Source organism: Microbacterium sp. SORGH_AS_0454 (assembly GCF_031453395.1).
GTDB lineage: Bacteria > Actinomycetota > Actinomycetes > Actinomycetales > Microbacteriaceae > Microbacterium.
In genome coordinates, this window is the sequence record NZ_JAVIYS010000001.1 from 3,191,032 (window position 1) to 3,215,562 (window position 24,531).

The 24,531-nt window shown below is 70.5% G+C and carries 35 protein-coding genes; 17 read left to right on the top strand and 18 right to left on the bottom strand.

What is annotated here, in order from left to right; translation table 11 throughout:
- Nucleotides 1-88: 88 nt before the first annotated feature.
- Genes QE454_RS15315 through QE454_RS15325 form a run of 3 tightly spaced genes read right to left on the bottom strand, consistent with a single transcriptional unit; the run spans nt 89 to nt 2,275 of the window.
- The gene (locus tag QE454_RS15315; RefSeq protein ID WP_210076222.1) at nt 89-586 is read right to left on the bottom strand and encodes a GNAT family N-acetyltransferase; all 498 of its coding nucleotides are present in this window, start codon (nt 584-586) and stop codon (nt 89-91) included.
- Nucleotides 583-1,536 (bottom strand): dipeptidase, encoded by a 954-nt coding sequence (locus QE454_RS15320; protein WP_307459966.1) that lies wholly within the window; start codon nt 1,534-1,536, stop codon nt 583-585. Before QE454_RS15320 ends, QE454_RS15315 begins: the two co-directional genes overlap by 4 nt.
- A gap of 1 nt (nt 1,537) precedes the next feature.
- A complete protein-coding gene (locus QE454_RS15325; RefSeq protein WP_210076225.1) occupies nt 1,538-2,275 on the bottom strand; it encodes a sulfurtransferase in 738 nt (245 codons plus the stop codon).
- Between the two features lie 111 nt (nt 2,276-2,386).
- Here QE454_RS15325 and QE454_RS15330 point away from each other — a divergent pair, with 111 nt between their 5' ends.
- Genes QE454_RS15330 through QE454_RS15340 form a run of 3 tightly spaced genes read left to right on the top strand, consistent with a single transcriptional unit; the run spans nt 2,387 to nt 4,550 of the window.
- Nucleotides 2,387-3,136 carry a glycosyltransferase family A protein gene (locus QE454_RS15330; protein ID WP_307459960.1) on the top strand — a complete coding sequence of 250 codons (750 nt, stop codon included), beginning with the start codon at nt 2,387-2,389 and terminating at the stop codon, nt 3,134-3,136.
- A complete protein-coding gene (locus QE454_RS15335) occupies nt 3,133-3,966 on the top strand; it encodes an endonuclease/exonuclease/phosphatase family protein (protein ID WP_307459956.1) in 834 nt (277 codons plus the stop codon). Before QE454_RS15330 ends, QE454_RS15335 begins: the two co-directional genes overlap by 4 nt.
- A gap of 8 nt (nt 3,967-3,974) precedes the next feature.
- Entirely contained in the window at nt 3,975-4,550 is a 576-nt protein-coding gene (locus QE454_RS15340) for a hypothetical protein (protein WP_307459953.1), read from the top strand.
- 171 nt (nt 4,551-4,721) lie between these two features.
- Here QE454_RS15340 and QE454_RS15345 read toward each other — a convergent pair whose 3' ends face one another.
- Entirely contained in the window at nt 4,722-6,251 is a 1,530-nt protein-coding gene (locus QE454_RS15345) for a catalase (protein WP_307459951.1), read from the bottom strand.
- 182 nt (nt 6,252-6,433) lie between these two features.
- Here QE454_RS15345 and QE454_RS15350 point away from each other — a divergent pair, with 182 nt between their 5' ends.
- The gene (locus QE454_RS15350) at nt 6,434-6,649 is read left to right on the top strand and encodes a DUF2945 domain-containing protein (RefSeq protein ID WP_210076235.1); all 216 of its coding nucleotides are present in this window, start codon (nt 6,434-6,436) and stop codon (nt 6,647-6,649) included.
- 84 nt (nt 6,650-6,733) lie between these two features.
- Here the strand turns inward: QE454_RS15350 and QE454_RS15355 are convergent, their stop codons facing one another.
- Both QE454_RS15355 and QE454_RS15360 read right to left on the bottom strand, forming a co-directional pair.
- Entirely contained in the window at nt 6,734-8,197 is a 1,464-nt protein-coding gene (locus tag QE454_RS15355) for a cryptochrome/photolyase family protein (RefSeq protein WP_307459948.1), read from the bottom strand.
- Nucleotides 8,194-8,349 (bottom strand): DUF2256 domain-containing protein, encoded by a 156-nt coding sequence (locus QE454_RS15360; protein ID WP_150951372.1) that lies wholly within the window; start codon nt 8,347-8,349, stop codon nt 8,194-8,196. Before QE454_RS15360 ends, QE454_RS15355 begins: the two co-directional genes overlap by 4 nt.
- A 112-nt stretch (nt 8,350-8,461) precedes the next feature.
- Between QE454_RS15360 and QE454_RS15365 the strand changes: the two genes are divergently transcribed.
- A complete protein-coding gene (locus tag QE454_RS15365; RefSeq protein ID WP_307459945.1) occupies nt 8,462-8,593 on the top strand; it encodes a hypothetical protein in 132 nt (43 codons plus the stop codon).
- Between the two features lie 49 nt (nt 8,594-8,642).
- Here the strand turns inward: QE454_RS15365 and QE454_RS15370 are convergent, their stop codons facing one another.
- Both QE454_RS15370 and QE454_RS15375 read right to left on the bottom strand, forming a co-directional pair.
- On the bottom strand, nt 8,643-9,134 hold the full coding sequence (locus QE454_RS15370; RefSeq protein WP_210076239.1) for a pyridoxamine 5'-phosphate oxidase family protein: 492 nt from the start codon (nt 9,132-9,134) through the stop codon (nt 8,643-8,645).
- Between the two features lie 50 nt (nt 9,135-9,184).
- Nucleotides 9,185-9,535 carry a biopolymer transporter Tol gene (locus QE454_RS15375; protein WP_210076241.1) on the bottom strand — a complete coding sequence of 117 codons (351 nt, stop codon included), beginning with the start codon at nt 9,533-9,535 and terminating at the stop codon, nt 9,185-9,187.
- A gap of 230 nt (nt 9,536-9,765) precedes the next feature.
- On the opposite strand from QE454_RS15375, the gene QE454_RS15380 reads away from it, so the two are divergent.
- The 3 genes from QE454_RS15380 to QE454_RS15390 all read left to right on the top strand — a co-directional run bounded on the left by QE454_RS15380 (nt 9,766) and on the right by QE454_RS15390 (nt 11,604).
- Nucleotides 9,766-10,053: a hypothetical protein gene (locus QE454_RS15380; protein WP_103210781.1), complete on the top strand. Its 288-nt coding sequence runs from the start codon at nt 9,766-9,768 to the stop codon at nt 10,051-10,053.
- A gap of 12 nt (nt 10,054-10,065) precedes the next feature.
- Nucleotides 10,066-10,269, top strand: a complete 204-nt coding sequence (locus tag QE454_RS15385) for a cold-shock protein (protein WP_013583139.1) — start codon at nt 10,066-10,068, stop codon at nt 10,267-10,269.
- 219 nt (nt 10,270-10,488) lie between these two features.
- Nucleotides 10,489-11,604: an acyl-CoA desaturase gene (locus QE454_RS15390; RefSeq protein WP_210076508.1), complete on the top strand. Its 1,116-nt coding sequence runs from the start codon at nt 10,489-10,491 to the stop codon at nt 11,602-11,604.
- A gap of 47 nt (nt 11,605-11,651) precedes the next feature.
- On the opposite strand, the gene QE454_RS15395 is transcribed toward QE454_RS15390, so the two are convergent.
- A complete protein-coding gene (locus tag QE454_RS15395) occupies nt 11,652-12,257 on the bottom strand; it encodes a M15 family metallopeptidase (RefSeq protein ID WP_267786781.1) in 606 nt (201 codons plus the stop codon).
- Nucleotides 12,258-12,335: 78 nt separating this feature from the next.
- Nucleotides 12,336-12,839: a metallophosphoesterase gene (locus tag QE454_RS15400; protein ID WP_307459942.1), complete on the bottom strand. Its 504-nt coding sequence runs from the start codon at nt 12,837-12,839 to the stop codon at nt 12,336-12,338.
- Nucleotides 12,840-12,946: 107 nt separating this feature from the next.
- Here QE454_RS15400 and QE454_RS15405 point away from each other — a divergent pair, with 107 nt between their 5' ends.
- Nucleotides 12,947-13,615: a response regulator transcription factor gene (locus QE454_RS15405; protein ID WP_307459939.1), complete on the top strand. Its 669-nt coding sequence runs from the start codon at nt 12,947-12,949 to the stop codon at nt 13,613-13,615.
- Nucleotides 13,608-14,684: a HAMP domain-containing sensor histidine kinase gene (locus tag QE454_RS15410; protein WP_307459937.1), complete on the top strand. Its 1,077-nt coding sequence runs from the start codon at nt 13,608-13,610 to the stop codon at nt 14,682-14,684. Before QE454_RS15405 ends, QE454_RS15410 begins: the two co-directional genes overlap by 8 nt.
- Nucleotides 14,685-14,692: 8 nt before the next feature.
- Here the strand turns inward: QE454_RS15410 and QE454_RS15415 are convergent, their stop codons facing one another.
- On the bottom strand, nt 14,693-15,130 hold the full coding sequence (locus tag QE454_RS15415) for a VanZ family protein (RefSeq protein ID WP_210076251.1): 438 nt from the start codon (nt 15,128-15,130) through the stop codon (nt 14,693-14,695).
- Between the two features lie 111 nt (nt 15,131-15,241).
- Between QE454_RS15415 and QE454_RS15420 the strand changes: the two genes are divergently transcribed.
- Nucleotides 15,242-15,625 (top strand): DUF3054 domain-containing protein, encoded by a 384-nt coding sequence (locus QE454_RS15420; protein ID WP_210076253.1) that lies wholly within the window; start codon nt 15,242-15,244, stop codon nt 15,623-15,625.
- 78 nt (nt 15,626-15,703) lie between these two features.
- On the opposite strand, the gene QE454_RS15425 is transcribed toward QE454_RS15420, so the two are convergent.
- A complete protein-coding gene (locus tag QE454_RS15425) occupies nt 15,704-16,213 on the bottom strand; it encodes a glycine cleavage system protein R (RefSeq protein WP_210076255.1) in 510 nt (169 codons plus the stop codon).
- A 61-nt stretch (nt 16,214-16,274) separates the two neighbouring features.
- Between QE454_RS15425 and QE454_RS15430 the strand changes: the two genes are divergently transcribed.
- Together QE454_RS15430 and QE454_RS15435 are read left to right on the top strand one after the other, a co-directional pair.
- Nucleotides 16,275-16,553, top strand: a complete 279-nt coding sequence (locus QE454_RS15430) for a DUF6412 domain-containing protein (protein WP_210076257.1) — start codon at nt 16,275-16,277, stop codon at nt 16,551-16,553.
- A 119-nt stretch (nt 16,554-16,672) separates the two neighbouring features.
- A complete protein-coding gene (locus tag QE454_RS15435; protein ID WP_210076259.1) occupies nt 16,673-17,404 on the top strand; it encodes a membrane protein insertase YidC in 732 nt (243 codons plus the stop codon).
- Here QE454_RS15435 and QE454_RS15440 read toward each other — a convergent pair.
- The 3 genes from QE454_RS15440 to QE454_RS15450 all read right to left on the bottom strand — a co-directional run bounded on the left by QE454_RS15440 (nt 17,340) and on the right by QE454_RS15450 (nt 19,389).
- Entirely contained in the window at nt 17,340-18,641 is a 1,302-nt protein-coding gene (locus QE454_RS15440; RefSeq protein WP_210076261.1) for an MFS transporter, read from the bottom strand. The two genes, QE454_RS15435 and QE454_RS15440, sit on opposite strands and share 65 nt — an antisense overlap.
- A gap of 135 nt (nt 18,642-18,776) precedes the next feature.
- Nucleotides 18,777-18,992 carry an SCO4848 family membrane protein gene (locus QE454_RS15445; protein WP_210076263.1) on the bottom strand — a complete coding sequence of 72 codons (216 nt, stop codon included), beginning with the start codon at nt 18,990-18,992 and terminating at the stop codon, nt 18,777-18,779.
- Between the two features lie 55 nt (nt 18,993-19,047).
- Nucleotides 19,048-19,389: a TraR/DksA C4-type zinc finger protein gene (locus QE454_RS15450; RefSeq protein WP_210076265.1), complete on the bottom strand. Its 342-nt coding sequence runs from the start codon at nt 19,387-19,389 to the stop codon at nt 19,048-19,050.
- A 52-nt stretch (nt 19,390-19,441) separates the two neighbouring features.
- On the opposite strand from QE454_RS15450, the gene QE454_RS15455 reads away from it, so the two are divergent.
- Nucleotides 19,442-19,804, top strand: a complete 363-nt coding sequence (locus QE454_RS15455) for a DUF2834 domain-containing protein (RefSeq protein ID WP_210076267.1) — start codon at nt 19,442-19,444, stop codon at nt 19,802-19,804.
- A 41-nt stretch (nt 19,805-19,845) separates the two neighbouring features.
- On the opposite strand, the gene QE454_RS15460 is transcribed toward QE454_RS15455, so the two are convergent.
- The gene (locus tag QE454_RS15460) at nt 19,846-20,706 is read right to left on the bottom strand and encodes an SDR family oxidoreductase (protein WP_210076269.1); all 861 of its coding nucleotides are present in this window, start codon (nt 20,704-20,706) and stop codon (nt 19,846-19,848) included.
- A gap of 93 nt (nt 20,707-20,799) precedes the next feature.
- Between QE454_RS15460 and QE454_RS15465 the strand changes: the two genes are divergently transcribed.
- The 3 genes from QE454_RS15465 (at nt 20,800) to QE454_RS15475 (ending at nt 22,962) form a co-directional block, all read left to right on the top strand.
- Nucleotides 20,800-21,168: a helix-turn-helix domain-containing protein gene (locus QE454_RS15465; protein ID WP_210076271.1), complete on the top strand. Its 369-nt coding sequence runs from the start codon at nt 20,800-20,802 to the stop codon at nt 21,166-21,168.
- 2 nt (nt 21,169-21,170) lie between these two features.
- Nucleotides 21,171-22,226, top strand: a complete 1,056-nt coding sequence (locus QE454_RS15470) for an aromatic acid exporter family protein (protein ID WP_307459920.1) — start codon at nt 21,171-21,173, stop codon at nt 22,224-22,226.
- An 82-nt stretch (nt 22,227-22,308) separates the two neighbouring features.
- Nucleotides 22,309-22,962: an LON peptidase substrate-binding domain-containing protein gene (locus QE454_RS15475; protein WP_210076273.1), complete on the top strand. Its 654-nt coding sequence runs from the start codon at nt 22,309-22,311 to the stop codon at nt 22,960-22,962.
- Between the two features lie 120 nt (nt 22,963-23,082).
- On the opposite strand, the gene QE454_RS15480 is transcribed toward QE454_RS15475, so the two are convergent.
- Nucleotides 23,083-23,859 carry an isocitrate lyase/phosphoenolpyruvate mutase family protein gene (locus tag QE454_RS15480; protein ID WP_210076275.1) on the bottom strand — a complete coding sequence of 259 codons (777 nt, stop codon included), beginning with the start codon at nt 23,857-23,859 and terminating at the stop codon, nt 23,083-23,085.
- A complete protein-coding gene (locus tag QE454_RS15485; RefSeq protein ID WP_210076277.1) occupies nt 23,856-24,530 on the bottom strand; it encodes an SDR family oxidoreductase in 675 nt (224 codons plus the stop codon). Before QE454_RS15485 ends, QE454_RS15480 begins: the two co-directional genes overlap by 4 nt.
- Between the last annotated feature and the right edge of the window lies 1 nt (nt 24,531).

Sequence of the window (24,531 nt, forward strand, 5' to 3'; positions counted from 1 at the left end):
GATGCTGTCTCGGCGACCCCGCCGCCCGCGCACCGCGCGCCGCTCGGTCCGCGCCGCGACCGGGGAATGCACGGGCGCAGAACCCGAGCTACCCCCGCGCGGCCAACGCCGCCAGCGCGTCGCCGGTCACCCGGCGGGTCGTCCACTCGTCCATCGCCTCGGCGCCGAGCGCGCGGTAGAAGCCGATCGCGGGCTCGTTCCAGTCGAGCACGGTCCATTCCAGACGCGAGTAGCCCTTCTCGAGGCACTCCGCGGCGAGCGCGGCCAAGAGGGCGACGCCGTAGCCGTTCGACCGGTACGGCTCGTGGACGTACAGGTCCTCGAGCCAGATGCCGTGGCGACCGGTCCACGTCGAGTAGGTGAGGAACCAGATCGCGATGGCCCGGATCTCCCCCTCCCTCTCGACGACGAAGGCGAATGCGCGGGCGTCATCGCCGAACAGCGTGCCGGCGATCATCTCGGCGGTGTTGTCGACGGCATCCGGTTCGCGTTCGTAGTCGGCGAGAGCCTGGATGCACGCGAGGATTCCCTCTTCGTCGCCCGCACGGGCGGGGCGCAGCACGGCGCCGTCTTTCAGGTGGGTCATGTCAGGGGCTCCCAGCTCTCGGCCGCGACGCGGCGGAAGTTCCCGCCGAGGACCGCGGCGACGTCGGTGTCGTTCCATCCTCGCGCGGCGAGCGCCGAGCCGAGGAGCACGAAGGTCTCGGGCGGCATCCACTCCATCGGCCCCCACCGGGTGTAGCTCGCGTCGTAGAGCTCGGGCATGCGGACGACCTCGTCGCGGAAGGTCTCCCAGTCGAACGAGAAGTCGGTGCTGACGCCCACGTGCTCGATACCGACGAGTTCGACCGCGTACTCGAGGTGGCGGATCATCGCCTCGAGGGTCGGGGTGTTCGGCCCCAAGAAGATGCCCACGCCGGTGATGCCCACCACTCCTCCGGTGGCTGCCGCCGCGCGCGCCTGGTCGTCGGTGATGTTGCGGGGGTGCTCCCACACGGCGCGCATGTTCGAGTGGCTGAACACGACCGGTCGGGTCGACGCGGCGCACATGTCGAAGGTCGTGCGGGCACCGACGTGCGAGCCGTCGGGAACCATGCCGCGCCTGTTCATCTCGGCGACGAGATCGCGGCCCCACGCGGTGAGTCCGTCGTCGACCGCGTCGAGGCACCCGCCGCCGGCGCGATTGGCGTGGTTGTAGGTCGGGCCGAGGGTGCGCACTCCCCGGGCGACGAGGGTGGCCACGGCATCCAGGTCGCCCCCGAGGGGGCCGCTGTCTTCGAGGTCGAAGGCCACGGCCGTGTCGCCCCGGGCCGAGACCCGGTCGATGTCAGCCACCGTGGCGGCCAGCTCCAACCCGTCGATCGCGTCCACCTGCGCGCGGAAGGAGCGAAGGAGGGATGCCGTGAGCTCGGGCGTGTGCGGGGCGTAGCCGACGTTGATCGAGACGTAGCCTCCCCCGGCCCCGCGGTAGCGCCGCAGGTCGCCGAGGTCGGCGGACTCGACGAGCTCGACGCAGGCGTGCTGGTCCCAGAGCACGTCAGGCCACGACCCGGGCGGAGAGAGCGGGGTCGAGGGCCTCGCGCTCGTCGAAGACGAAGCAGTCGCCGTTCCAGTGCGCGGCACCCTGGGCCTCGAACCACCCGAGGATCCCGCCCTCGAGCTGGTAGGCCTCGAGCCCCTCGGCCCGCAGATGCAGCGCGGCCTTCTCGCAGCGGATCCCGCCGGTGCAGAAGCTCACCACGGTCTTGCCCTCGAGCTCGTCGCGGTGCGAGTCCGCGGCATCCGGGAACTGGGTGAAGCGGTCGATGCGCCAGTCCTTCGCACCGGCGAACGTGCCGTAGTCGACCTCGAACGCGTTGCGCGTGTCGACGAGCACGACCTCGCGACCCTCGTCGTCGGCGCCCCGGTCGAGCCAGCGGCGCAGGGTGGCGGGGGTGACGACGGGAGCCCTTCCGTCCTGCGGGCGGACCTCGGGCCGGTCCATGCGGATAATCTCGCGCTTGACCTTCACGAGGAGCTTGCCGAAGGGCACCTCGTCCGACCAGCTCTCTGTGGCTTTCAGGGCCGCGAACCGCTCGTCGCAGCGCACCTCGTCGAGGAACCCGCGCACCGCGTCGCCATCGCCCGCGAGGAACAGGTTGATGCCCTCCTCCGCCAGCAGGATCGTTCCGCGCAGCCCCGCCTCGCTCGCGCGCTCGCGCAGGACCGTGCGCAGGGACGCCGGATGATCGATGCGCGTGAACAGATACGCCGAGACGTTGAGGACGGATGCCATGGCATCCACGATACGAAAGGTGCGCGCTGTCGGCCGACGGCGCGGTCGTCAAGCCGGGAGGCTCCGATCGCGCATCGCCTAGCGTGGAAGCACTCGTCCCCGGGAGGAAGCGTGTCTCAAGGCCCCGTTGCGTCGGCCGTCACCGTCTCCGTCGTCATTCCGTGCCGCGACGACGGCGCCCACCTGTGGCGCTGCCTGCGCGCCCTCGCCGCGCAGACGCTCGCGCCGGACGAGGTGGTCGTCGTCGACAACGCCTCGACCGACGACAGCGCAGACATCGCCCGAGCCGCGGGCGCGCGGGTGGTGTTCTGCGGCGAGCGCGGGATCCCCGCCGCGGCCGCGGCGGGCTACGACGCGGCGCGGGGAGAGCTCATCCTGCGCCTGGATGCCGACAGCATCCCCACCCCGACGTGGGTGGAGAGCATGGTCGAGGCGCTGAGGGACACGACAGTGGATGCCGTGACCGGCGGCGCCGTGTTCCACGACGGTCCCGCGCGAGGACGAGTGGCGATGGCGCGGCTCTTCCTCGGCACCTACGCCACCTTCGCCACCCCGGCCCTGGGTCACACGCCGCTGTGGGGATCGAACATGGCGTTCCGCCGTCGCGCGTGGGAGGACGTGCGCGGCGAGGTGCACCTCGACCCCGAGCTGCACGACGATCTCGACCTCGCCTACCACCTCGGCCGGCGGCACCGGATCGCGCGGGTGTCGGGCGCGCACATGCGGGTCTCGTCGCGCACGGTCGAACCCCGCCGCTTCGCGCGATGCTTCCGCCGCGGCGCGGGCACGGTGTTCGCGCATTGGCCCGCCGACATCCCCCCGGCCCGGTGGATGCGTCTGGGCATGCGGGGGCGCTCGTGACCGGCATCCTGTTCCCGAACGTCGAGCCGCCCGAGCTGCACGTGATGAGCTTCAACATCCGCCGCCGCTTCGACCGGATCACGTGGCCACCCGCCGACCGGTGGCCGATGCGCAAAGAACGCCTGCGCACCTTCTTGAGCGCCAACAAGCCGCATCTGCTGGGCACGCAGGAGGCGATGCCCGATCAGGCGCGGTGGGTGCAGGGCGCGCTCGGCTCGGACTACGGACGGATCGGCCTCGGGCGGGGGCCGCGCCGCGACGGCGAGGGCACCCCGCTGTTCTACGACCGCGAGCGCATCGAGGTCGAGGATTGGCAGCAGGTCGCCCTGTCCAATACGCCCGAGGTGCCCGCCTCGACCGGGTGGGGCAACACGATCCCGCGCATCGCGGTCATCGCGCAGCTGCGCGACCGCGCCACCGGCTCCCGGTTCACCTTCGTCAACACGCACTTCGACGCGTTCTCGCGCCGGGCCCGGCGCCGATCGGCGACCTGGCTGCACGAGCTGGTCGCCCGACGCGAGCACCCGTTGCTGTTCACGGCCGACGTGAACGCGCACGTGCGCTCGAGCGAGCTCGCGGACATGTTCGCCGACGGCCTGCTCGTCGACACCTGGTCGTACGCCCCCGCCCGCCGCACCGCCGAGTGGGGCACCTTCAACAACTACGCGGCACCCAGGATCGGCGCACGACGCATCGACGCTCTGCTGGCGACCCCCGACGTGGGAGTGAGGGCGGTGGGCATCGACCCGCGCCCGACGGGCACGCAGTGGCCGAGCGACCACCTTCCGGTGCAGGCCGTGGTGCGCATCCATCCCCCGGGGACGCCGTGATCCCGGCGATGTATGCGAACCTGAAGCGTCCGCCGCGAAGCCTCACCGACTGGCTGTCCGACGCCGTGCGGGCCCTGGCGATCGTCGTCGTCCTCGCGTCGTCGTTCACCCTGCCGTTCACGGACTTCGCCGTGCTGTCCATGACGTTGCCCGCCGTCATGCTCTCGCGGATGATCGGTCTGCGGTCGGGACTCGACCTCATCACGTGCGTCACGGTGTTCGTGGCCGCGGGCAGCAACGTCATCGATCTGTACCGCACCTGGACGGGTTGGGACCTGGTGGTGCACCTGGTGTGCACCGGGGTTCTCGCCGCGATCGCTCTCGTACTCCTCGACGACGCGGGCGTGATCGGGTCGACCGGCCGCCGCCGCACGCCGATCGTCGTCGCGACGATCGCGGGCCTCGCGCTCAGCGCCGTCTGGGAGATGGTCGAGTGGTTCGGCTACCGCTTCATCACCGACGCGATCTTCGTCACCTACGACGACACCATCGGCGACATGATGGCCGGCGGCGCGGGCGCGCTGATCGCCGGCGTCCTGGCATCGCGGCTGCCGCTCACCCGAGCGGATCGCGCCGCGCTGTGAGGACGCACTCCGACGCGAGACGGCGTCTCGCGGACGACCGAGGCGTGTGAGCGCCGTACCACCGGTGAGAGGCGGCTTCGGCAGGATATCGCCGCGTCGGCGCCGGCCTCCGCGCCGGACGAGAAGACCGGCGGCCCCCCGAAGGAGGCCGCCGGTCCGGTCTGTCGACGCTCAGATACGACCCGCAACGTCCCGTCCGACGAGGTCGCCGTCGGGGTTGGGCTCGCTGAGCTGCTCGCCCGGAGCGGTCGATCCCTCGAGCGGCGGAAGAGCGGCCTCGACGCGGGCGCCGAGCTCGGCATCCACGTTCTTCCAGTACTGCACGGCGCGATCGCGCACCTCGGCGCGGGTCACACCGCCGACGTGCCCGGTGATCGTCTCGACCAGGCGGTCGCGCTCCTCGGCCGACATGACCTCGCGCACGAGCGTTCCCGCCTGACCCCAGTCGTCATCCTCGGGGTGGAGGGTCGCCGCCGAGCGAACGAGCTCGCCGTCGCTCTGCCAGCCGCCGTCGCCCGCGCGGCGCGGGTCGGCCGCCGGGCCGCCGACCGAGTTGGGGGCGTAGACCGGCACCTCGGGCGGGTTGTACTCGTAGCGCATGGCGCCTTCCTTCGAGTACGAGTGCACCTCGGTGTGCGGCCGGTTCACCGGCAGCTGCTGGTAGTTCGTGCCCACGCGATAGCGGTGCGCATCGGCGTAGCTGAAGATGCGCGCCTGCAGCATCTTGTCGGGACTGCCGTCGATGCCGGGTACGAAGTTCGACGGCTCGAAGGCCGCCTGCTCGATCTCGGCGAAGTAGTTGCCCGGATTGCGGTTCAGCTCCATCGTGCCGACCTCGATCTCGGGGTAGTCGCTGTGCGGCCACACCTTCGTCAGGTCGAACGGGTTGAAGCGGTAGGTCTTCGCATCCTCGTACGGCATGATCTGCACCTTGAGCGTCCACGTCGGGAACTCGTTCCGCTCGATCGCGGCGTAGAGATCGCGGATGTGGAAGTCGGCGTCCTGCCCCGCGATCTGATCGGCCTCGTCCTGCGTGAGCGTCTTGTGGCCGAGGTCGGTGTGGAAGTGGTACTTCACCCAGAACCGCTCGCCCTCGGCATTGATCCACTGGTACGTGTGCGACCCGTAGCCGTTCATGTGGCGCCAGGATGCCGGGATCCCGCGGTCGCCCATGAGCCAGGTGACCTGGTGCGCGCTCTCCGGAGAGAGCGTCCAGAAGTCCCACTGCATGGTGTTGTCGCGCAGGTGGCTGCCGGGCAGACGCTTCTGCGAGCGGATGAAGTCGGGGAACTTGATGCCGTCCTTCACGAAGAAGACCGGGGTGTTGTTTCCGACGAGGTCGTAGTTGCCCTCGGTCGTGTAGAACTTCAGCGAGAACCCGCGCGGGTCGCGCCAGGTGTCGGGGCTGCCCTGCTCGCCGGCGACCGACGAGAAACGCGCGAGCATCTCTGTCTCGACGCCCGGCTGGAACAGCGCCGCGCGCGTGTAGGCCGACACGTCTCCGGTCGTGCGGAACGTGCCGAACGCCCCGCCGCCCTTGGCATGTACGACACGCTCGGGAACGCGCTCGCGGTTGAACTGCGCCAGCTTCTCGATCAGATAGTGGTCGGTGAGAGCGATCGAGCCGTCGGCTCCGACGCTCTGGGAGTGCTCGTCGCTGGCGACGGGGGCTCCGTTGTTGGCGGTGGTCGGCTCGGTCATGGCTCTCCTCACGTCGTGGGCCGAAGACGAAAGGCCCACCTCCACGGTAGGCGGGGCCTCCGACATCGCGGAGGCATTGCGCAATGGGTCTCGACCACGTAGGGCTCCTGAGGCTGTCAATCCCCCGCTGAGCGCGGTCCCGCCTCGACAGCATGGCGGGACCGAACGAGAGGAACGAGCACATGTCGAAGGATCTGTCGAAGGGCGACCGCGTCAGCTGGGACACCCCGCAGGGGAAGACCCAGGGCAAGGTCGTCGAGAAGAAGACGAAGGACTTCCAGCACGACGGCCAGAAGTTCACGGCATCCGACGACGAACCGGCCTACATCGTGGAATCGGAGAAGTCCGGCTCGAAGGCCGCGCACAAGGGTTCGGCACTGAACAAGCTGAAGAGCTGAGCGAGCGCGTCGCGTGCCGAACTCCTGAATTCACGCGTCTGCGCCGCGATACAGCGGTCGCAGACCCGGCCCACCACCGGTATCTCAGGAGTTCGGCCCGCCGCCGTCCGCCTCGCGGGCGTCCCGCCGCTTGCGCATCTGCGCCAGCGCCAGCCCGAGCCTGTGGTTGCCGGCCAGCACGTCCTCGTGCCGCTCCAGGAACTCCCAGTAGGCGTCCGTGAAGACCGAGTCCTTGGCGTCCTGAGCCGACGGCCACCACGAGCCCATCTTCTGCAGGTAGGCCCCGCCCGAGACGTACGGCTTCGTCGCGACGAACCCGCCGTCGGCGAACTGGCTCATCCCCATCACGTTGGGGACCATCACCCAGTCGTAGGCGTCGACGAACAGAGCGAGGAACCACGCGTTCACCTGCCGCGGCGCGTATCCCTGCAGCAGGAACCAATTGCCCAGCACCATCAGCCGCTCGATGTGGTGCGCGTAGCCCCAGCGGTGCACCCGTTCGAGCACCGTGCGCACGGGGATCGGCAGGTCCCGTGGCATCCGCTCACCCGAGTACCAGTACTTCTCGATGCGCTTCTCGAGATGCAGAGCGTTCACGTGCTCGAGCTTCGGGTGGGCCCGGTACATGCCGCGCATGTACTCGCGCCAGCCGATGACCTGACGGAGAAAGCCCTCGACGGATGCCAGGGGCGCATCGGTCCGTGTCGCCGCGGCGACCACTTCTTCTACGGTGAGCAGACCGATGTTCAGCATCGGCGAGATGATCGCGTGGAAGAGGAAGGGCTCGTCGGCCTTCATCGCGTCTTCGTACCGCCCGAAGTCGTGCAGACGCTCGGCGACGAAGACGTCGAGCCAGTCACGAGAGTCCTCGGGGGTGACGGGAAGCCAGAAGTCCGCGGCGCTGCCGGGGTGATCGGAGTATCGCTCGTCGACCTCGGCGATGACCGCTCGCGTGATGTCGTCGTGGTCGAGCTGCGGGAGCGGCGGGATCTCCACGCCCTTCTTCGGCAGCGCTTTGCGGTTGTCGGCGTCGAAGTTCCACCGACGACCGGCGGGCTTGCCCCCGTCCATCAGGATGCCGGTGCGCCGCCGCTGCCAGTGGTAGAAGTCCTCCATGAGCGGCGTCGGGTGCTCGGCGAACCACCCGTCGACGTCGTCTTCGGGGGTGAGGAACAGGGCGTCCGAGAGGACGTCGGTGTCGACGTCGTGGTCCGCGCAGATGCGGGCGATGCGATCGTCGACCGGGCGGTTCGGGTCGCTCATCCAGGTCAACTCGGTGACCCGGTGTCTCTGCAGCAGGCGCTCGAGACCGGCCTTGAAGGTGAGGTCGTCGTCCAGGGTGATCCGCCGAACGACACGTCCCTCGGCCTCGAGTCGGGCGGCCGTGTGACGCATCGCCGAGATCAGCAGCACGATCTTGTGACGGTGGTACGGAAGCTTCGCGAAACGCGGTGCCGACTCGATGAAGAAGAACTCCTGCACCTCGTCGTCCTCGTACGCCGGGTGCTCGGCGAACTGCTGCGTCGCGAGGATCAGCGCGGCCTTCACGCGCGCCGCCTCTGCTTCGCGGCGTTCGCCCGGCAGCCGCGCGAGCAGTACAGCACCTGGTCCCACTGGTCACGGCCGCTCCACCGTTTGCGATCGGTGAACGGGCGTCCGCAGTAGGCGCAGGGCTTGGAGCGCACCTCGGGTCGTGACATGCCGTCATCGTCGCAAAGCGCACCCGCGGCATCCGGGGGCTTGCGCTCGCACGCCGACCCGGTTTGCGCAAGGCCCGCGCGGCGGCGGGCCCGGACGTGGTCCGCTAGCGACATGGATACCGCACCGGAGCGCACGAACGACACCGCCGACGACCCCGACGAGCTCGAGACCGCCGACGCCCCCTCGATCCCCGACACGACCGACGACGGCAACGCCCCGGTCGACAATCCCTCGGGCGGCTGACGCACGAGGAGCCCCGCACCTGTCCGGCGCGGGGCTCCTCCATGGGTCCTCAGTCGGTGAGGTCGAACTTCTCGTTCTCGCCGCCCTTCGGGCGCTGGCCCGTCACCTTCGAGGTGACCAGGGCGATCGCCGTCGCGAGACGTCCCCCCGCGCTACCCCAGTACTCGCCGGTCAGCGCGGACACCTTCAGCAGCGTCACTCCCGGCGACTCGGGGCCGTCGGGGAACCATGCCTCGACGCTCGTCGACCACAGCTCCTTGAGCTTGGCGAGGTCGTCGATCACCTCGGCCTCGCCCGCCAGCGACAGCCAGGTTCCGTCGGTGCTGAACGACAGACCCACCTTCGGTTCGCGGCGCACGTGCTGGACGGCCGAGGCGTGCGTGCCGACGATGAACCAGAGGTCGCCATCGGACTCGCGCTCCTGCACCGTCAGCGGGTGCGCGTGCAGAGCACCGTCCTCGGCGCGAGTGGTGACCATGGCGAAGCGGAACTTCTTCAGCAGTTCGTTGAGCGTTTCGAGCTCGGACGCGGTGGTGGACATGAGACTCCTTCGGTTCGATCCTTCAGCGAATCGCGCGAGATGACGCCGCGCTATGCGTTGACGTCGGCCGCACCGTCTGCTCTGTCGGTGGCCGCCAGCGCATCGAGAGCTTCCAGCGCGTCGCGGGCGCGGCGCACACGCGCGTCGACCTCGTCGTCCCACCAGCGCGGTCCCCGCTCCCCCAGGCCGCGTTTGGCGATTCCCACGCGCTCGCGCGCGGCGGCGACGGCGTCGTCATCGCCGGTCCCCTTCGCCGTGCGCACCGCGGATCGCGCCCGCCCGAGATGCGAGCGCAGACGCACGGCCAGGTCCTCGGGGAGCCGCGGATCGGTCCGCCGCCATCGTCTGCCGTCGATCACGAGCCAACGCTCGTCGTCGGTGGTTTCGTCCGCGGATGCCATGACCCCAGTGCACCCTTCAGACAGGGGTCGCGAAATCTCCCCGGCACAGAGGGGACATCCGTGCTAGCCTCATCAGTATTCGTTCTGGGACTTGCTTCATCGACGCCCGCCTCATCGCTGAGATGCCGGGCGCACGGCGCCGAGCCGTTTCCGACAGCAATCCCCCCTCTCACCATCGCGTGCCTCGCTCGACGGCTTCGGTCCTCGCCTCGCACTCGCGGAAAGTTCTTGTGTCTCTGCTTCACCCCTCGCCACTATCGTGGCGCCAGGCCGATCTCGACGTGTACGTCGCGACGGTCGGATCCGACTACGCCGGTTTCGTCGGCGCGGGAACCTCGGGCTTCGAAGCCCAGGGCCCCCTCGGCGAAAATCTCGGTGTCCACACGTCCGTCGACGCGGCTCAGGCCGCCGTCGACGGGCACCGCGTACGCGCCACCACCACGGTGACGCGGCGTCCCCGTCCGCTCCGCACTCGTCGGAGCGGCGCCCACGGCCGCATTGCGGCCCAACATGAATAAAGGAAGAACACGATGGCCACTGGCACCGTGAAATGGTTCAACTCCGAAAAGGGCTACGGCTTCATTGCTCCCGACGACGGCTCCGCCGACCTGTTCGCGCACTTCAGCGCGATCCAGGGCAACGGCTTCAAGGAGCTCACGGAAGCACAGAAGGTCGAATTCGACGCTGAGCAGGGCCCCAAGGGCATGCAGGCGGCGAACATCCGCCCCCTCTAAGCTCCGCTTACCTCGAGAGCCGGGTTCGTCGCCATCGCGACGACCCGGCTTTCGTCGGTTTCCGGCACGTTTTCGCTCGCTGGGTTTCGGTTTCCCGAGAGCCCGCTGAGCATCGCGACGTATTCCGAGTCGCCCATACGGCCAGCCGTAGTGTGGGCCTCAGCACGGAGTAGCCGCTCCGCCGTCCACCCCGGTCCTTCCCGATCCGAGGAGCAGAACATAGCCTCCACCGTCGTCGAGTCCCGTCTCGGCCCCGTTCGTCAGACCTATTCCGGTACCACCGAATTCCCCCCGATCACCAAGGCCTACACAGAGCTGTCTCAGGTCGTCCGTGAGAGCGGACTGCTCGTTCGCACTCCGGTGTTCTACTCCGTCGTCGCCGGCGCCATCGTGCTCGGCTTCGCCGGGTGCGTGACCGGCTTCATCCTCCTCGGCGACAGCTGGTTCCAGCTGATCGTCGCAGCGGTCCTCGGCATCCTGTTCACCCAGGTCGCATTCCTCGCCCACGAGGCCGCACACCGTCAGATCTTCGCCTCGGGCCCCGCCAACGACCGCCTGGGCCTGCTCATCGGCAACGGCATCGTGGGCATGAGCCGTTCGTGGTGGGCATCGAAGCACACACGCCACCACGCCAACCCGAACCGGGTGGACAAAGACCCCGACATCGAGATCGACACGATCTCCTTCCTCGACGTCGACGCCGCCAAGGCCCGCGGCATCCAGCGCTGGATCACCCGGCGTCAGGGCTACCTGTTCTTCCCGCTGCTGGCTTTCGAAGGCATCAACCTGTACGTCCTGGCCTTCCGACACCTTCTCTCGCGCGGCGAGGTCAAGGGGCGCTGGGTCGAGATCGCCCTGCTGACGCTGCGGCACGCGCTCTTCATCGCGCCGATCTTCATCTTCTTGCCGGTCGGTCTCGCCTTCGCGTTCTTCGGCGTCTCGGTCGCGGTGTTCGGCATCTACATGGGAGCGTCCTTCGCCCCCAACCACAAGGGCATGCCGATCATCGCGCCCGGCGCGAAGCTCGACTTCTTCAGCAAGCAGGTGCGCACCTCGCGCAACATCTCCGGCGGCTGGTGGGCCACGTGGCTCATGGGTGGTCTGAACTACCAGATCGAGCACCACCTGTTCCCGAACATGCCGCGAACGCACCTCAGCAAGGCCCGTGTCATCGTGCGCGAACACTGCGCCACCCTGAACGTGCCCTACGTCGAGACCACGCTGTTGCAGTCGTACGGCATCGTCATCGCGTACCTCAACCGGGTCGGCCTGGCCGCCCGCGACCCCTTCGACTGCCCGCTGACCTCTCCGACGCGTCAGCTCAACGTCGAGTAGGCATCCCGATGACGGCGCCGTCCCCTCCGGGGCGGCGCCGTCATCGTTCACCCGCGCGCGTCCGCCATCGGCGCGGGGCATTCTCCTCCGGCGTCCGTCGCCCTCTCGAAGTGCCACCGCTCGTTGGCGTAGGTCTGGCACAGACCCCACTCGCGTCCGTGATCGATGATCCACAGCTGCGCGTCGAGCGAGCCGATGTCGACGGCATGACCGGTGACGTGGCTCGACCCCTCGGGCGAGGCGACGTACTGTCGCGCGATCGCTTCGGAGCCGTAGGTGCGGATCGCATCCCCCAGCAGCCACCGCTGGTAGTCGGCGCTGCGCCACCCGCTGGTGACGTCGAAGACGATCCCGTCGACCTCAGCGGCCCGCTGGGCCGCGCGCAGAGCATCGCGCAGCTCACCATCGAGCCCGGTCATCGCGGGGTGCTGATCGTCGTAGACCGTCAGCGGCGCCTCGGCGGGGATCATCCCCTCGGCCTCGGTCGGCGAGAACGGCGCGTGCGCGCTCAGCCCCGCCGACAACGACGACGCCGTGGTCATCGCGAGCACTGCCGCGACCGCGGTGAGGACGACGGCGAGACCGACCGCGACCGCGACGAATGCGATACGGCCGCGGGAGGGGGATCGAGTGCGGGATGCCGAAGATGCCATGCCCCCATTCGAGCCGGGCCCGCGTTGCCGGGCCGTATGGCGGGGACCATACGACGGCGATACGCCAGAGTCGATAGCTCAGTCGCGTGAGACCTCGTGCAGCACCACGTCGCGGATCTCGCCGGCAGAGAGGGTCGCGGTCATGAGGGTGCACGCGGGCTGACGGCGGCGGTCGGTGGGCGAGCCCGGGTTGAGAAGGCGAAGGCCGTTCGGGGTGACGGTGTCCCACGGGATGTGGCTGTGCCCGAACACGAGCAGGTCGGCGTCGGGGAATGCGGCATCCATCCGCTTCTCGCGCCCGAGCGACGCCCCGGTCTCGTGCGCGACGGCGACTCGCACCCCGTCGATCTCGGCGCGCGCGATCTCGGGCAGGCGCGAACGCAGGTCGTCGCCGTCGTTGTTACCCCACACCCCCAGCACGGGGCCGAGCGTCTCGAGTTCGTCGAGCACGCTCGCGCTCACCCAGTCACCCGCGTGCACGATGAGATCGACGCCGGATGCCGCTTCGCGCACCGCCGCGGGAAGCACGCGCGCCCTCCGGGGAACGTGCGTATCGGCCACGAGGAGCAGTCGGGTCGCCATGCCCCCACGCTATCGAGGCCGAGGTTATCGGGGGCGGGAACGACTCCCGCTCCGGGCTCCGGCTCGCGCATACGTCGGCGATACGCCCCCGCACCTACGATGACGGGATGCGCGTGCTGATCGTCGAGGACGAACCCTTCCTCGCCGAGGCCATCCGCGACGGCCTCCGCCTCGAGGCGATCGCGGCCGACATCGCCGGCGACGGCGACGCGGCCCTCGAGATCCTCGGCTACACCGCCTACGACGTGGTGGTGCTCGATCGCGATATCCCCGGTCCGAACGGCGATGAGATCGCGCGCCACCTGAGCGCACGGCCCGCCGCTCCGCGCGTGCTCATGCTCACGGCCGCAGACCGGCTCGACGACAAGGCCAGCGGCTTCGAGAGCGGTGCCGACGACTACCTGACGAAACCGTTCGTTCTGCGCGAGCTGGTGATGCGCCTGCACGCCCTCGCCCGTCGTCCTGCGGCCTCGCTCCCGCCGGTGCTCGAGCAGCACGGCATCCGCCTCGATCCCTTCCGCCGCGAGGTCTATCGCGACGGGCGCTACGTCTCGCTGACCCGCAAGCAGTTCGCGGTGCTCCAGGTCCTCATGGGCGCCGGCGGCGGCGTGGTCAGCGCCGAGGACCTGCTCGAGCGCGCATGGGACGAGAACGCGGATCCGTTCACCAACGCCGTGCGCATCACGATCTCGACGCTGCGCAAACGTCTGGGCGAGCCGTGGCTCATCCAGACGGTCGCGGGCGTCGGCTACCGCATGGGTCCGGTCGATGCGTGAGCGTGCCCCCGGGCTCTCGGTACGACTCAAGCTCACCCTGAGCTACGCGGGCTTCGTCGTGATCGTGGGGATCACTGTCTTCGTGGTGGGTTTCCTCGTGCTGCGCTTCCTCCCCGAGGGCAACCTGTACTCCCAGAGCGGTCTGTTCACGCCGGGTCGCGGCGACCTCACCGAGGTCTTCGTCCGCTACGCGTGGTACGCCGTGCTCGCGCTGGCGGTCCTCGGCCTCGGCGGCGGCTGGATCGTGTCGGGGATCATGCTGCGTCCGCTGCACCGGATCGCGGATGCCGCCCGCGCGGCGCGGGACGGCGACCTCGCGCACCGCGTCGAGTTGCCGGGGCGTCGTGACGAGCTGACGGACCTCGCCGACACCTTCGACGCCATGCTCGCGCGGGTCGAAGAGACCCTGGACGAGCAGAAGCGCTTCGCCGCGAATGCCTCCCACGAGCTGCGGACCCCGCACGCCACGATGCGAACGCTGCTCGAAGTGGCCCGGGTCGACCCCGCCGGCGTAGACGTGGACCAGCTGCTCCACCGCCTCGAGCTCACGAACGAGCGCGCGATCCGTCTGATCGAGGCGATGCTCGCCCTCGCCCGGTCGACACGCGAGGATGCGCTCTCGCTCGAACCGACGGGAGTCGACGATCTCGTCGCGACCGTGGTGGCGGAGGCCGAGCGCGACACCCGGGGTCTCGACCTGGCGATACTCGGCGCCTCGGGCGGGGTGGCGCGGATCGACGAGACGCTCGTGCACCAGGCCGTGACGAACCTGGTCCGCAACGCGCTCGTGCACAACGTGGCGGGCGGCTGGGTGCGCGTCGCGGTGAGCGGCGAGGTCGACGAAGTGGTCGTCGACGTCGTCAACAGCGGCGACACGCTCTCGCAGGAGCTCGTCGCGACGCTCCCCGAACCTTTCGTGCGCGCGGTCGGCCGTACGCGCGGGCGCGCCGACGGCACGGGCCTCGGACTCGCGATCGTCGCCTCGATCGCTCGCGCGCACCGTGGCCGCCTCGAACTGTGGCCCCGCGACGGCGGCGGCCTCCACGCCCGCCTCCGGCTGCCCCGCTGACGACGAGCTCAGCGTCGAGCCGCGTGCCTGCCCCGGGCGGCAGCCCTCATCGCGACGACGAGGACCGTCCCGATCGCGGCGCCGATCGTGTTCGACAGGACATCCTCGGCATCCGGAACCCGACCGGGGATCCCCGCCTGCAGGGTCTCGACCGTGAGCGAGACGAGAGCGCACAGCAGAACGGATGCCGGCGACCACCGCAACGGCAGAAGCATCGCGAGCGCCGCTCCGAGGGGGACGAAGAACGCGATGTTGAGGGCGACGTCGGCACCCGCGCCGAACATCAGCGCGCGCCACGACGACGGAAGGTGATCGAGGGCGTCGAGGACGACGGTGCGGGCCGGCCACGCGATCGCGCGGGGCGCGAGGGTGAGCACCCCCACCGTCGCGAGCACGGCCCCCGCCGACAGCACGCGAGCGGGAGTGAAGACGGGACGATCGGACACGCGGACCTCCAGGATCGGGAGATCCCATCCCAGCCTGCGAGGTGTTGCCCCGATGTCTCGGCTCCGGGATACGCGGACGATACGCTCGCGCCACGGCGGGACAATGGGAACGTGTCCTCTTCGCGCCGTTTCCCCGTGTTCGCCCTCGTCATCGACCTCGTCCTCGTCGTCGTCTTCGCCGCGATCGGGCGGGCGACCCACGACGGCGACGTGCTGGGCCCCGCCGGTTCGGGACTCGCCACCACCGCCTGGCCGTTCGTCGTGGCGTTGCTGGTCGGCTGGCTCGTGACGCGCGCCTGGCGTCGACCCGCCGCCATCGCGAAGACAGGACTGCCCGTGTGGGCGATCACCGTCGCGCTGGGCATGGTGCTTCGCGCGCTCAGCGGTCAAGGGGTCGCGGTGGCGTTCGTCATCGTCGCCACGATCACCCTCGCCGTCATGTTGCTGGGGTGGCGCGGGATCGCCCGCCTCGCATCGCGGTCGCGACGGGCGTGAGGCCGGGTCGTACCCGGAGCGAGAGCGGTGGACGACCGGCGCCCCGCTGCCGGTGACCGCGGGTCGTGAGCCGGCCGGTCAGTCCGCGAGGGTCACGTCGACCTGGATCTCGGTCGCGAGACGCTCGAGCTGTGCGACGAGGTCGTCGACGGCGACGTCGGCCGCCACCGTCGCGGTGATGGAGGCCTCGAACAGGCGTCCGCCCGCCATCGCGGCATCCGTGGTCTGCGTCGACATGCGCTCGATACTCGCCCCGTGGGCGCCGAGCGCGGCCGACAGCTCGCGCACGATGCCGGGGCGGTCGTTGCCGACGACGTCGAAGGTGACCGTGCGGCCCGTGGTCTCGGCCGACCCCGCTCCCGCGTGGACGGTCACGCTGAGCGTGCCCGCGAGGCCTTCGAGCGCGGCGCGCACGGCATCGGCGCGATCGGAGGCCACCGAGACCTCGATGATCCCGGCGAACGCGCCGGCGAGTTCGGCGAGCTCGCTGTTCTCCCAGTTGCCGCCGTGGGCGTCGACGATGTCGGCGACCGCGGACACGAGGCCCGCGCGATCGTCGCCGACGACGGTGAGGACGAGGGTGGTCATGGCGACAGCGTAGCGACACGCGCGCTGCTACCGTGGATGTTCAACCACAGGGGGTGAGCACGTGATCGCATCGCTGATCGCCGCCCTCGACCTGCTCCTGGCCACCGCCGAGCTGGCGCTGACCCCCGGCGGCGGCGCACCCCTGCTGGCGGTGGCCCTCGCCGCGGCCGTCGTGCTGACCGCGGTCGTCGTGCTCGTCGTCGCTCCGGCCCTCGTCGCCGCCACGCCGCCCCCGTCCGCGCGTCCGATCGACCCCTCGGCATCCCTCGCCCAGAGCGATCCCGACGCCGCGGGTCATCCTCGGCCCCGAGCTCCGGGGTTCGCGGCCCGCGTCGCGTAGCCCCCTGCCCCATCGCCTGGCGACGGTCTGCAGCGAGGCCGCGACGCCGGTCGCTCGCGTGGTCTCCGCGCGCTGGGCGACCGATCAGTCCGTGATCGCTCGCTCTGATGGGATGCCCCGTGGACCTCTTCGCCTTTCCGCCCCTCGCACTGCTGCTCGACCTGACTACTCGCGCCCTCCTCGCCCTCACGTCGTTCTTCGACCCCCTCGCCGGCGGTCTCTCCGCCGCCCTCGCCGTCGTCGTCGTGACGCTCGCGGTAAGGGTCCTGTTGATCCCCGTGGGAGTGTCGCAGGCGCGCGCCGAGCAGACGCGTGCACGCCTCGCCCCGCGACTTCGTGCGCTGCAGGAGCGGTGGCGTAAGGATCCCGAGCGTCTCCAGCGCGAGACGATGCAGCTGTACCGCGACGAAGGCGCCTCCCCCTTCGCGGGCTGCCTTCCCGTGCTGGCCCAGGCACCCGTCGTCGGACTGCTCTACGCGGTGTTCCTGCACCCGCAGGTCGGCGGACACGTCAACACGCTGCTCGAGCACGACGTCTTCGGCGTTCCGCTCGGCCGGAGCCTCGTCGGAGCCCTGTCGGCGGGGACGACGGATGCCGGTACCCTCGCCGTCTTCGCGGTGCTCGTCGCCGTGATCGCCGGGGTGGCCGAACTCACGCGTCGACTCCTGCGACCCGCGGTCGATCCGTCGGCGCCCGCGTGGACGACGGGGATGCTCGGAGTCCTGCCGTTCACGACGGCCGTGGTCGCGCTGTTCGCCCCACTCGCGGCGGGGCTCTATCTCACCGTCACGACCGCGTGGACGTTGGTCCAGCGCCTGCTGCTGCGGCGGCGCTACCCGCTGCCGCGCTGAGTCCCGCCGCGGGGAACGCCCGGTCCCACCTCGGTGCGGCCGAGGCGTTCACCGCCGCCATGGCGAGCACGAGAAGGGCCGCCCCCGCGGGCAGGAGCATCGCGGTGGAGACGGAGACGTTCTCGGCCACCGCCCCGGTCACGGCTGACGACAGCGCCTGCGCGAGGGTCAGGGCCGAGGCGAGGATGGTCATCGTCGAAGCCGTGCGGCCGCGCGGTGCGCGGTGTCCGGCAAGGCTGAAGAGCGTGACGAGCGCCGGGCCGACGCCGATGCCCATGAGGCACAGCACCAGGGTGACGGTCGTCACGGATCCACCGACCGTATAGGCCCCGGCGGACGCGGTCAGCACACTGGCGAACAGCACGAGGCGCCAGCGCAGCGGGAAGCGCTCGGGCACGAGGGCGACGGCGAGGGCCAGCACCGCCGACCCCACACCCATCACCCCGTACAGCAGCGCGCCCGCCTCGGGCGCCCCCTGTGCCTCCATGAACGCCGTCAGCGAGGTGAGGGTCGAGCCGAAGAACAGCCCGACGCCGAACACGGCGGCCACGAGCACGAGCATGCGCGGATGCAGCACCTCGCGCAGCGGCGCCATCGCGGTGCGCTCCGAGCGTTCGGGCACGGCGCGACCGGTGGGGTGCAGGGCGAAGGCGGTCACGAAGACGAAGCTGAGGATCGCGGCCCCGACGATGGGAGCCCAGGCAGCGACCAACGCCGCCAGCACACCGACCACGAAGGGACCGATGACGAACGCCGTCTCATCGGCCGCGGACTCGTAGGCCATGGCCCGGGAGAACGTGCGGTCCCGCCGCTCGGGATGCACCCGCAGACCGATCAGCGCCATCACACGGCTGCGCGACATGGCCGCGGTCTGCGGGCCGGTCATGCCGATCACCGCGGCTGTTCCGAGCAGCAGGGCGTCCGACGTCGCGTACTCCACCACGAGGGGGAAGATCGCCAGCAGGATGCCGTTGGCCAGGCCCACCGGCACGAGCACCCGCCGCTGCCCGTAGCGGTCGGCGAGATCGCCGAGCACGGGACCGGCGACCACGACGCCGAGACCCACCGCCGCGGACGTCAACCCGCCGAGGGCGACGGACCCGCGCGTCGCGACGACGAGGGCGAGGACGCCGACGGTCATCATCGCGAACGGCAGCCGAGCCACGAAAGCGATCGGGAAGTACCAGAAGCCGGTGTGATGGACGAGGGGCCGATGGTCGACGGCGGGCGCTGTCATGACGCGGGTCTCCAGGGAGGGGGCGATGGAACGTGCCGCCTTGCCGGACCGGTAGGTAGTTGCACAGAGTGCGGCGGGGGGATCCCGCGTCCCCATGCTACCGCGGGCACCTCCCGGGCACCTGGGTGCGCGAGATCAGCCGACGAGGGCGGCGACCGCGGCGATGACCGAGGCCGCAGCCAGCACGAGGGCGAGCCCGATCAGCACCGCGTGCACGATGAGGAACGGCGTGGCCTTGCCCGCGGCGTTCTTCGCGCGGGGGTCTTTCGCCACGCGCACGAAGAAACGCGGCCAGACGACGACGTTGAAGACGGCGTTGGCGAACAGCAGCGCGATGAGGACGGGTTCCATGCTTCGAGCCTAGGCGCCGCGGCTCACCTGACACGTCGACCGCCGCCGCCGCGGCTCAGGCCGCGCACGAGATGCAGCGCCGCGCGAAGGGCAGCACCTCGAGACGAGCGTCGGCGATCGCCCGCCCGCAGTTCTCGCACACGCCGAAGGTGCCGGAAGCCACCCGCTGGCGCGCCGCGGCGATCTCGCTGTGCTCCGCTTCGGCGCCCCGCCGCAAGGCATCGACCTGGGCCCACTCCCCCGACAGCGTCGAGCCCTCGGGATCGTGCTCGTCGTCGGCGGTCGCGTCGGCGCGATCGTGGCGCAGGCTCGCCTCGTCGTCGAGCAAGCGCGACAGACGGTGCTCCACCTCGCGCTCGCGTTCGTCGAGCATGCGCGTCGCGGTCCTGGCATCCATGCTTCGACGCTAGCCCTCACCACCGACACCGAGGCTGCGGAAAGATCTGTCTATGACCGCACTCCGACGACACTGGACCCCCACCGCCGTGGCCTTCCTCGTGCTGGCCCTGGCCGGCCTCGCGGGCACCTGGACCTTCAACGCCTTCGCGATCGTGCAGATGCGCGACTTCATCGGCGACCTCGTCTCGAGCGGGCCGGCGGTCTCGTCGATCACCGTCGATCTGCTGGTCGTGGCGGTCGCGGGGAGCATCTTCATCATCGTCGAGGGGCGACGGCTCGGCATGCGCTTCACCTGGCTCTACGTGGTGCTCTCGGGGGTGACCGCCTTCGCGTTCACCTTCCCCCTGTTCCTCGCAATGCGCCAGCGCCGGATCACCGCCCTCGCGACCCCGGGCCCGGCACGCCCGTCGTGAGGCGCACCGGACCCCGGGCCAGCTGCCGTGGTGCCCGACGCTCAGCGAGCGGCGAGACCCTCGCGCAGGCCCTCGATCAGCGGCGTGGTGGGACGCCCGATGATGCGCGAGAGCGAACCGTCGGTCTTCTCCAGTGCGCCGCGAGCAATCGCGTCGTCGATCCCCGCCACAAACGCCGCCGTGCCGGCATCCAGTCCCGCCGCTTTCAGACCCTCCGTCAGCTGCTCGACCGAGACGCGCGTGTAGCTCACCGGACGGCCGAGCACCTCCGTCGCGGCAGCGGCGAGTTCGTCGTAGGTCCACGCGACGTCGCCGCCGACCTCGATCGTGCGGTCGGCGAGGTCGTCGGTGGTGAGGGCGATGGCCGCCGCCTCGGCGTAGTCGCGACGACTCGCGCTGGCGACGCGCGCGTCACCCGTTGCCGCGACGATCTCGCCGGTGTCCGCCGCGCGGGAGACCGCGTCGAGGTAGTTCTCCGTGTACCAGTTGTGGCGGAGGATGGTGGCGCTGACGCCCGCCTCGGCGATCGCCTGCTCGGTCGCCTTGTGATCGGCCCCGAGCGCGTAGTCGATCTCGTCGACGCGGGGGGCGCTGGTGTAGACGAGGCGCTCGACACCGGCGGCGCGAACGGCGTCGATGACGTTGCGGTGGCCCGCGACGCGGTCGGCGTCGGTGCCGGAGATGAGCAGAACGCGGGTCACGCCCTCGAGGGCGGGGGCGATCGTCTCGGGGCGCGCGTAATCGAGCTCGGCGACGGCGATGCCGCGGGCGGCGAGGTCGTCGACCTTGGCGGGGGTGCGCACACCGGCGACGATGTCGGAGGCCGCGATGCCGCGCTCGAGCAGAGCGTCGACGACGAGGCGCCCGAGGTGGCCGGAGGCGGCGGTGACGAGGAGGGTCATGATGGAATCCTTTCGGTGGGTTCGTGGGGCTCAACGCCCCGTGGCTCGTCACATTCCGGAATGCCGGTACCCACTTTCTGGTTAGGTACTTACATGAGCGTCAGTCTCGCGTCGATGCGCGCCGAACACCCCGGACTCTTCGCCGACGGGTGCCCCACACGCACGGTCCTCGATCACGTCATGGGCAAGTGGGGGGTCCTGGTGCTGCTCGCCCTCTCGGACGGCACGCAGCGCTGGGGAGCCCTCCGGCGCAACATCGAGGGCATCAGCGAGAAGATGCTCGCGAGCACGCTGAAGACGCTGGAGGCCGACGGCCTCGTCCTCCGCACGGCCTATCCCGAGGTTCCGCCCCGCGTCGAGTACGGCCTCACCGACCGCGGGCGCGGCCTCATGACGCACGTCATTCCGCTCATGGGATGGGTCGCAGAGAACGCGACCGACATCGTCGGACGACGGGAGTGAGGGTGCGCGTCCCCTCCGCCCGCGCCATGCGCGACAGCCTCACCTTCCGCGCTCCGCGGCGCGTGCCGCTGCTGCAGGTCGCCAAATCGGCCATCGCGATCGTGGCCGCATGGCTGCTGGCCGGCTGGCTCGTCCAGGGCCCGCCCCCGATCTTCGCCGCCATCGCCGCACTGCTGGTGGTCCAGCCGAGCATCAACCAGTCCTTCACGAGGGCGGTCGAGCGCAGCGTCGGGGTGATCGTCGGCGTGCTCATCGCGGCCCTGCTCGGCCTCGTGTTCGGCTCGCACCCGTGGGTCGCGTTGCTCTCGGCGGGAGTCGCCCTGCTGGTCGCGTGGGCGGCGCGCATCTCCGCCGGAGCGACGAACCAGATCGCGATCAGCGCCCTGCTCGTACTCGCCCTCGGCACGGCGACCCCGAACTACGCCCTCGACCGCGTCCTCGAGACGCTGATCGGCGCGGCCATCGGCATCGTCGTCAACGCCGTGCTCGTTCCCCCCGTCCTCGTCCCCACCGCGCGCACGAAGGTCGACATCCTCGGTCGCGAACTGGCGGCGGCACTGGAGCGTCTCGCAGACGCCCTCGAGACACCGCAGACGTCGGCCTCTGCCGAGGGGCTCCTGCTCGAAGCGCGCCTCCTGCGTCCGGTTCGGGATGCCGCGGCCGACGCGATCCGCGACGGCGCCGACTCGCTGGCGCTGAACCCCCGGAGCGGTCGGCACCGCACCGCTCTCGCGGAGATGGATGCGCTCGTCGAGCGCTTCAGCCCCGTCGTCACGCAGACGATCGGCATGACGCGCGCCGTCTACGACGGCTACGAGCCGACGATCGTCGACGAACCGGCCGTCCGCGCGATCGCCGAGCAGCTGCACCGCGCCGCACACGACGTGCGGCTGGCGTTCGCCCTCGACGCGGGTCCCGAGCGCGTCGCCGAGGAAGAGCCGGCCCTCACCCGCCCCCTGCAGATCCGCACGCCGTCGACCGCGCACTGGGTGCTCGTGGGCTCTCTGCTCATGGACCTGCACCGCATCCACGAGACACTGCGCGACGACCAGGACTGAGAGCGCATGGCCGACCTGGGAACTCGCTCGCTGATCGCGCTCCCCCGGCCCCGCGTCCGCCCGCCCCTGATTGACTGAGCGCATGGGTACCGCGATGTTCCCCCTCGGGGCCGTCCTCTTCCCGCACACGCCCCTCGCGCTGCGGATCTTCGAGGAGCGCTATCTGGTCATGCTCGGGCGCCTGCTCGACGAGACGGATCCCGCCTTCGGCGTCGTCCTCATCGAGCGCGGCAGCGAGACCGGCGGAGGCGACCAGCGCTTCCCCCTCGGGACGATGGCACAGCTGAGCCAGGTCGTGCCGCAGGCCGGACAGATGCAGATCGTCGCTCTCGGAACCGGACGCTTCGAGATCGTCGAGTGGCTCGACGACGACCCCTACCCGCGGGCAGACGTGCGCGCGCTCCCCGATCTCGAGTGGAACGACGCCCTGCTCCCCCTGCTCGAGGAGGCCGAGAGGATCGTCCGACGTGTCCTGGGCCGCGCCCGGATGTTCGGCGGCACGCGGTGGGATCCCGAGGTGGAGTTGGCAGAGGAACCGCTCCCCCGCGCCTGGCAGGTTGCAGCGATCGCCCCGCTCGGCGAGCTCGACCAGCTGGAGCTGCTGCGGTCGGCGACCCTCGGCGGGTTGCTGCGCGCGACGATCGACCTCACGCTCGCGGCCGAGCCGCTGCTCGGCGACCCCGTCCCCGACGGCGTGATCATCGTCGACGACGAGGGCCCGAGCGACGCGGACTGAAACGCACCGGCACCCGCCACCGCGGGCGGGCGACGCCGGGGCACCGCGTCGCGTCAGCGCCGGCGTCCCGACCAGGAGCCGGCCGGGACGCCGCGCCGAGGAGCGACGTCCCGACTCTCGTCAGTTGAGTTCGCGCACCGACGAGGGGATGACCCCGTCGCCGTAGAGATCGATCGCGAGATCCTGCAGCGAGGTCAGCGCGACACGCTGAGTGAGCGGACCGTACGAGATCCGAGCGACGCCGAGCTTCTCGTACTCGCCGGCCGACAGCGCCCCGGGGAAGCCGATGACGCTCAGACGCTGCTCTCCCAGACCCTCGACCAGCCGACGGGTCGTCTCCGCGTCCAGAAGACCGGGGACGAAAACCGAGGTCGCTCCGGCATCGAGGAAGGCGCGTCCGCGCTTCACGGCATCCGCGATCTTCTCGTCGAGCGGGCGGTCGCCGCCCTTGACGAACACGTCGGTGCGCGCGTTGAGCACGAAGGGCACGCCCTCGGCCTCCCCCGCCGCGATGACGGCCTCGACCGCTGCCACCGCCTCGTCGAACGGCTTGACCCGGTCCTCGACGTTGGCGCCGACGATGCCGACGCCGATCGCGCGGCGCGTCGTCTCGCCGGGGTTGCCGAAGCCGGCGTCGAGGTCGGCGGTCACCGGCACATCCACCGCCGCGACGATGCGTCCCACCATGTCGAGCATGACCTCGAGCGGGATGTTCTCGCCGTCCTCGTAACCGAAGGTGGCGGCGATCGAGTGTCCGGCCGTGGCCAGGGCCTTGGTCTCGGGCAGGGCGGCGACCGCACGGGCCGAGACGACGTCCCAGATGTTCACGACCCGCAGGATCTCGGGCGCCGTGTGCAGCTTCGCGAAGGCCTCGGCCTTCTCGCTCAGAGCGTTCATGCCTGTTCTCCGTTCGTGCGACCGGCATCGGCCACGATGGCCTCGGCGATCGGGGTCTGCCCGGCACCGAAGCGGATGAAGCGCCCCACCGTGGCGGGCTGCAGGAGTACGGCCGCCGCGACGGCCGCGACGTCGGCTCGCGAGACCTCGGCCTTACCCTGCGGCGCCGTGGTGATGCGACCCGTGGGCTCGTCCGTGGTGAGCGTCCCGGGGCCAAGGATCGTCCAGTCCAAATCGCTGGCGCGCAGGTGGTCGTCGGCCGCGAGCTTCGCGTCCGCGTAAGCGAAGAACGCGTCGTCGGGGTCGATGCCGTGGTCGGGCGTCGAGCCGATCCACGAGACCATGACGAAACGTCGCACGCCGGCCTTCGCGGCCGCGTCGATCGCTCGTTGCGCGGCATCGCGGTCGACCGCGTACGTGCGCTCGGCGCTGCCGCCGCCCGCTCCCGCCGACCAGACCACGGCATCCGCTCCCGAGAAGGCCTCGACCATCTCGCCCACATCGGCCTTCTCGACATCGAGCACGAGCGGCGTGGCGCCCGCGCTCTCGATGTCGGACGACTGCTCCGCCGTGCGGATGACCGACGTCGCCTCGTCTCCACGGTCGGCGAGCAGCCGAGCCAGATGGAGGGCCACCTTGCCGTGCCCTCCCACGATCACGATGCGTTCCATG

Bases quoted from the DNA above. Each gene is read 5' to 3' on its own strand.
- QE454_RS15350 (WP_210076235.1), top strand. From the start codon at position 6,434: ATGTCGAAGGATCTGTCGAAGGGCGACCGCGTCAGCTGGGACACCCCG.
- QE454_RS15455 (WP_210076267.1), top strand. From the start codon at position 19,442: ATGACCGCACTCCGACGACACTGGACCCCCACCGCCGTGGCCTTCCTC.
- QE454_RS15475 (WP_210076273.1), top strand. From the start codon at position 22,309: ATGGGTACCGCGATGTTCCCCCTCGGGGCCGTCCTCTTCCCGCACACG.
- QE454_RS15340 (WP_307459953.1), top strand. From the start codon at position 3,975: ATGTATGCGAACCTGAAGCGTCCGCCGCGAAGCCTCACCGACTGGCTG.
- QE454_RS15460 (WP_210076269.1), bottom strand. From the start codon at position 20,706: ATGACCCTCCTCGTCACCGCCGCCTCCGGCCACCTCGGGCGCCTCGTC.
- QE454_RS15450 (WP_210076265.1), bottom strand. From the start codon at position 19,389: ATGGATGCCAGGACCGCGACGCGCATGCTCGACGAACGCGAGCGCGAG.
- QE454_RS15410 (WP_307459937.1), top strand. From the start codon at position 13,608: ATGCGTGAGCGTGCCCCCGGGCTCTCGGTACGACTCAAGCTCACCCTG.
- QE454_RS15425 (WP_210076255.1), bottom strand. From the start codon at position 16,213: ATGACCACCCTCGTCCTCACCGTCGTCGGCGACGATCGCGCGGGCCTC.
- QE454_RS15375 (WP_210076241.1), bottom strand. From the start codon at position 9,535: ATGGCATCCGCGGACGAAACCACCGACGACGAGCGTTGGCTCGTGATC.
- QE454_RS15370 (WP_210076239.1), bottom strand. From the start codon at position 9,134: ATGTCCACCACCGCGTCCGAGCTCGAAACGCTCAACGAACTGCTGAAG.
- QE454_RS15445 (WP_210076263.1), bottom strand. From the start codon at position 18,992: ATGGAACCCGTCCTCATCGCGCTGCTGTTCGCCAACGCCGTCTTCAAC.
- QE454_RS15385 (WP_013583139.1), top strand. From the start codon at position 10,066: ATGGCCACTGGCACCGTGAAATGGTTCAACTCCGAAAAGGGCTACGGC.
- QE454_RS15440 (WP_210076261.1), bottom strand. From the start codon at position 18,641: ATGACAGCGCCCGCCGTCGACCATCGGCCCCTCGTCCATCACACCGGC.
- QE454_RS15485 (WP_210076277.1), bottom strand. From the start codon at position 24,530: ATGGAACGCATCGTGATCGTGGGAGGGCACGGCAAGGTGGCCCTCCAT.
- QE454_RS15325 (WP_210076225.1), bottom strand. From the start codon at position 2,275: ATGGCATCCGTCCTCAACGTCTCGGCGTATCTGTTCACGCGCATCGAT.
- QE454_RS15315 (WP_210076222.1), bottom strand. From the start codon at position 586: ATGACCCACCTGAAAGACGGCGCCGTGCTGCGCCCCGCCCGTGCGGGC.
- QE454_RS15400 (WP_307459942.1), bottom strand. From the start codon at position 12,839: ATGGCGACCCGACTGCTCCTCGTGGCCGATACGCACGTTCCCCGGAGG.
- QE454_RS15405 (WP_307459939.1), top strand. From the start codon at position 12,947: ATGCGCGTGCTGATCGTCGAGGACGAACCCTTCCTCGCCGAGGCCATC.
- QE454_RS15465 (WP_210076271.1), top strand. From the start codon at position 20,800: ATGAGCGTCAGTCTCGCGTCGATGCGCGCCGAACACCCCGGACTCTTC.
- QE454_RS15365 (WP_307459945.1), top strand. From the start codon at position 8,462: ATGGATACCGCACCGGAGCGCACGAACGACACCGCCGACGACCCCGAC.
- QE454_RS15480 (WP_210076275.1), bottom strand. From the start codon at position 23,859: ATGAACGCTCTGAGCGAGAAGGCCGAGGCCTTCGCGAAGCTGCACACG.
- QE454_RS15345 (WP_307459951.1), bottom strand. From the start codon at position 6,251: ATGACCGAGCCGACCACCGCCAACAACGGAGCCCCCGTCGCCAGCGAC.
- QE454_RS15360 (WP_150951372.1), bottom strand. From the start codon at position 8,349: ATGTCACGACCCGAGGTGCGCTCCAAGCCCTGCGCCTACTGCGGACGC.
- QE454_RS15395 (WP_267786781.1), bottom strand. From the start codon at position 12,257: ATGGCATCTTCGGCATCCCGCACTCGATCCCCCTCCCGCGGCCGTATC.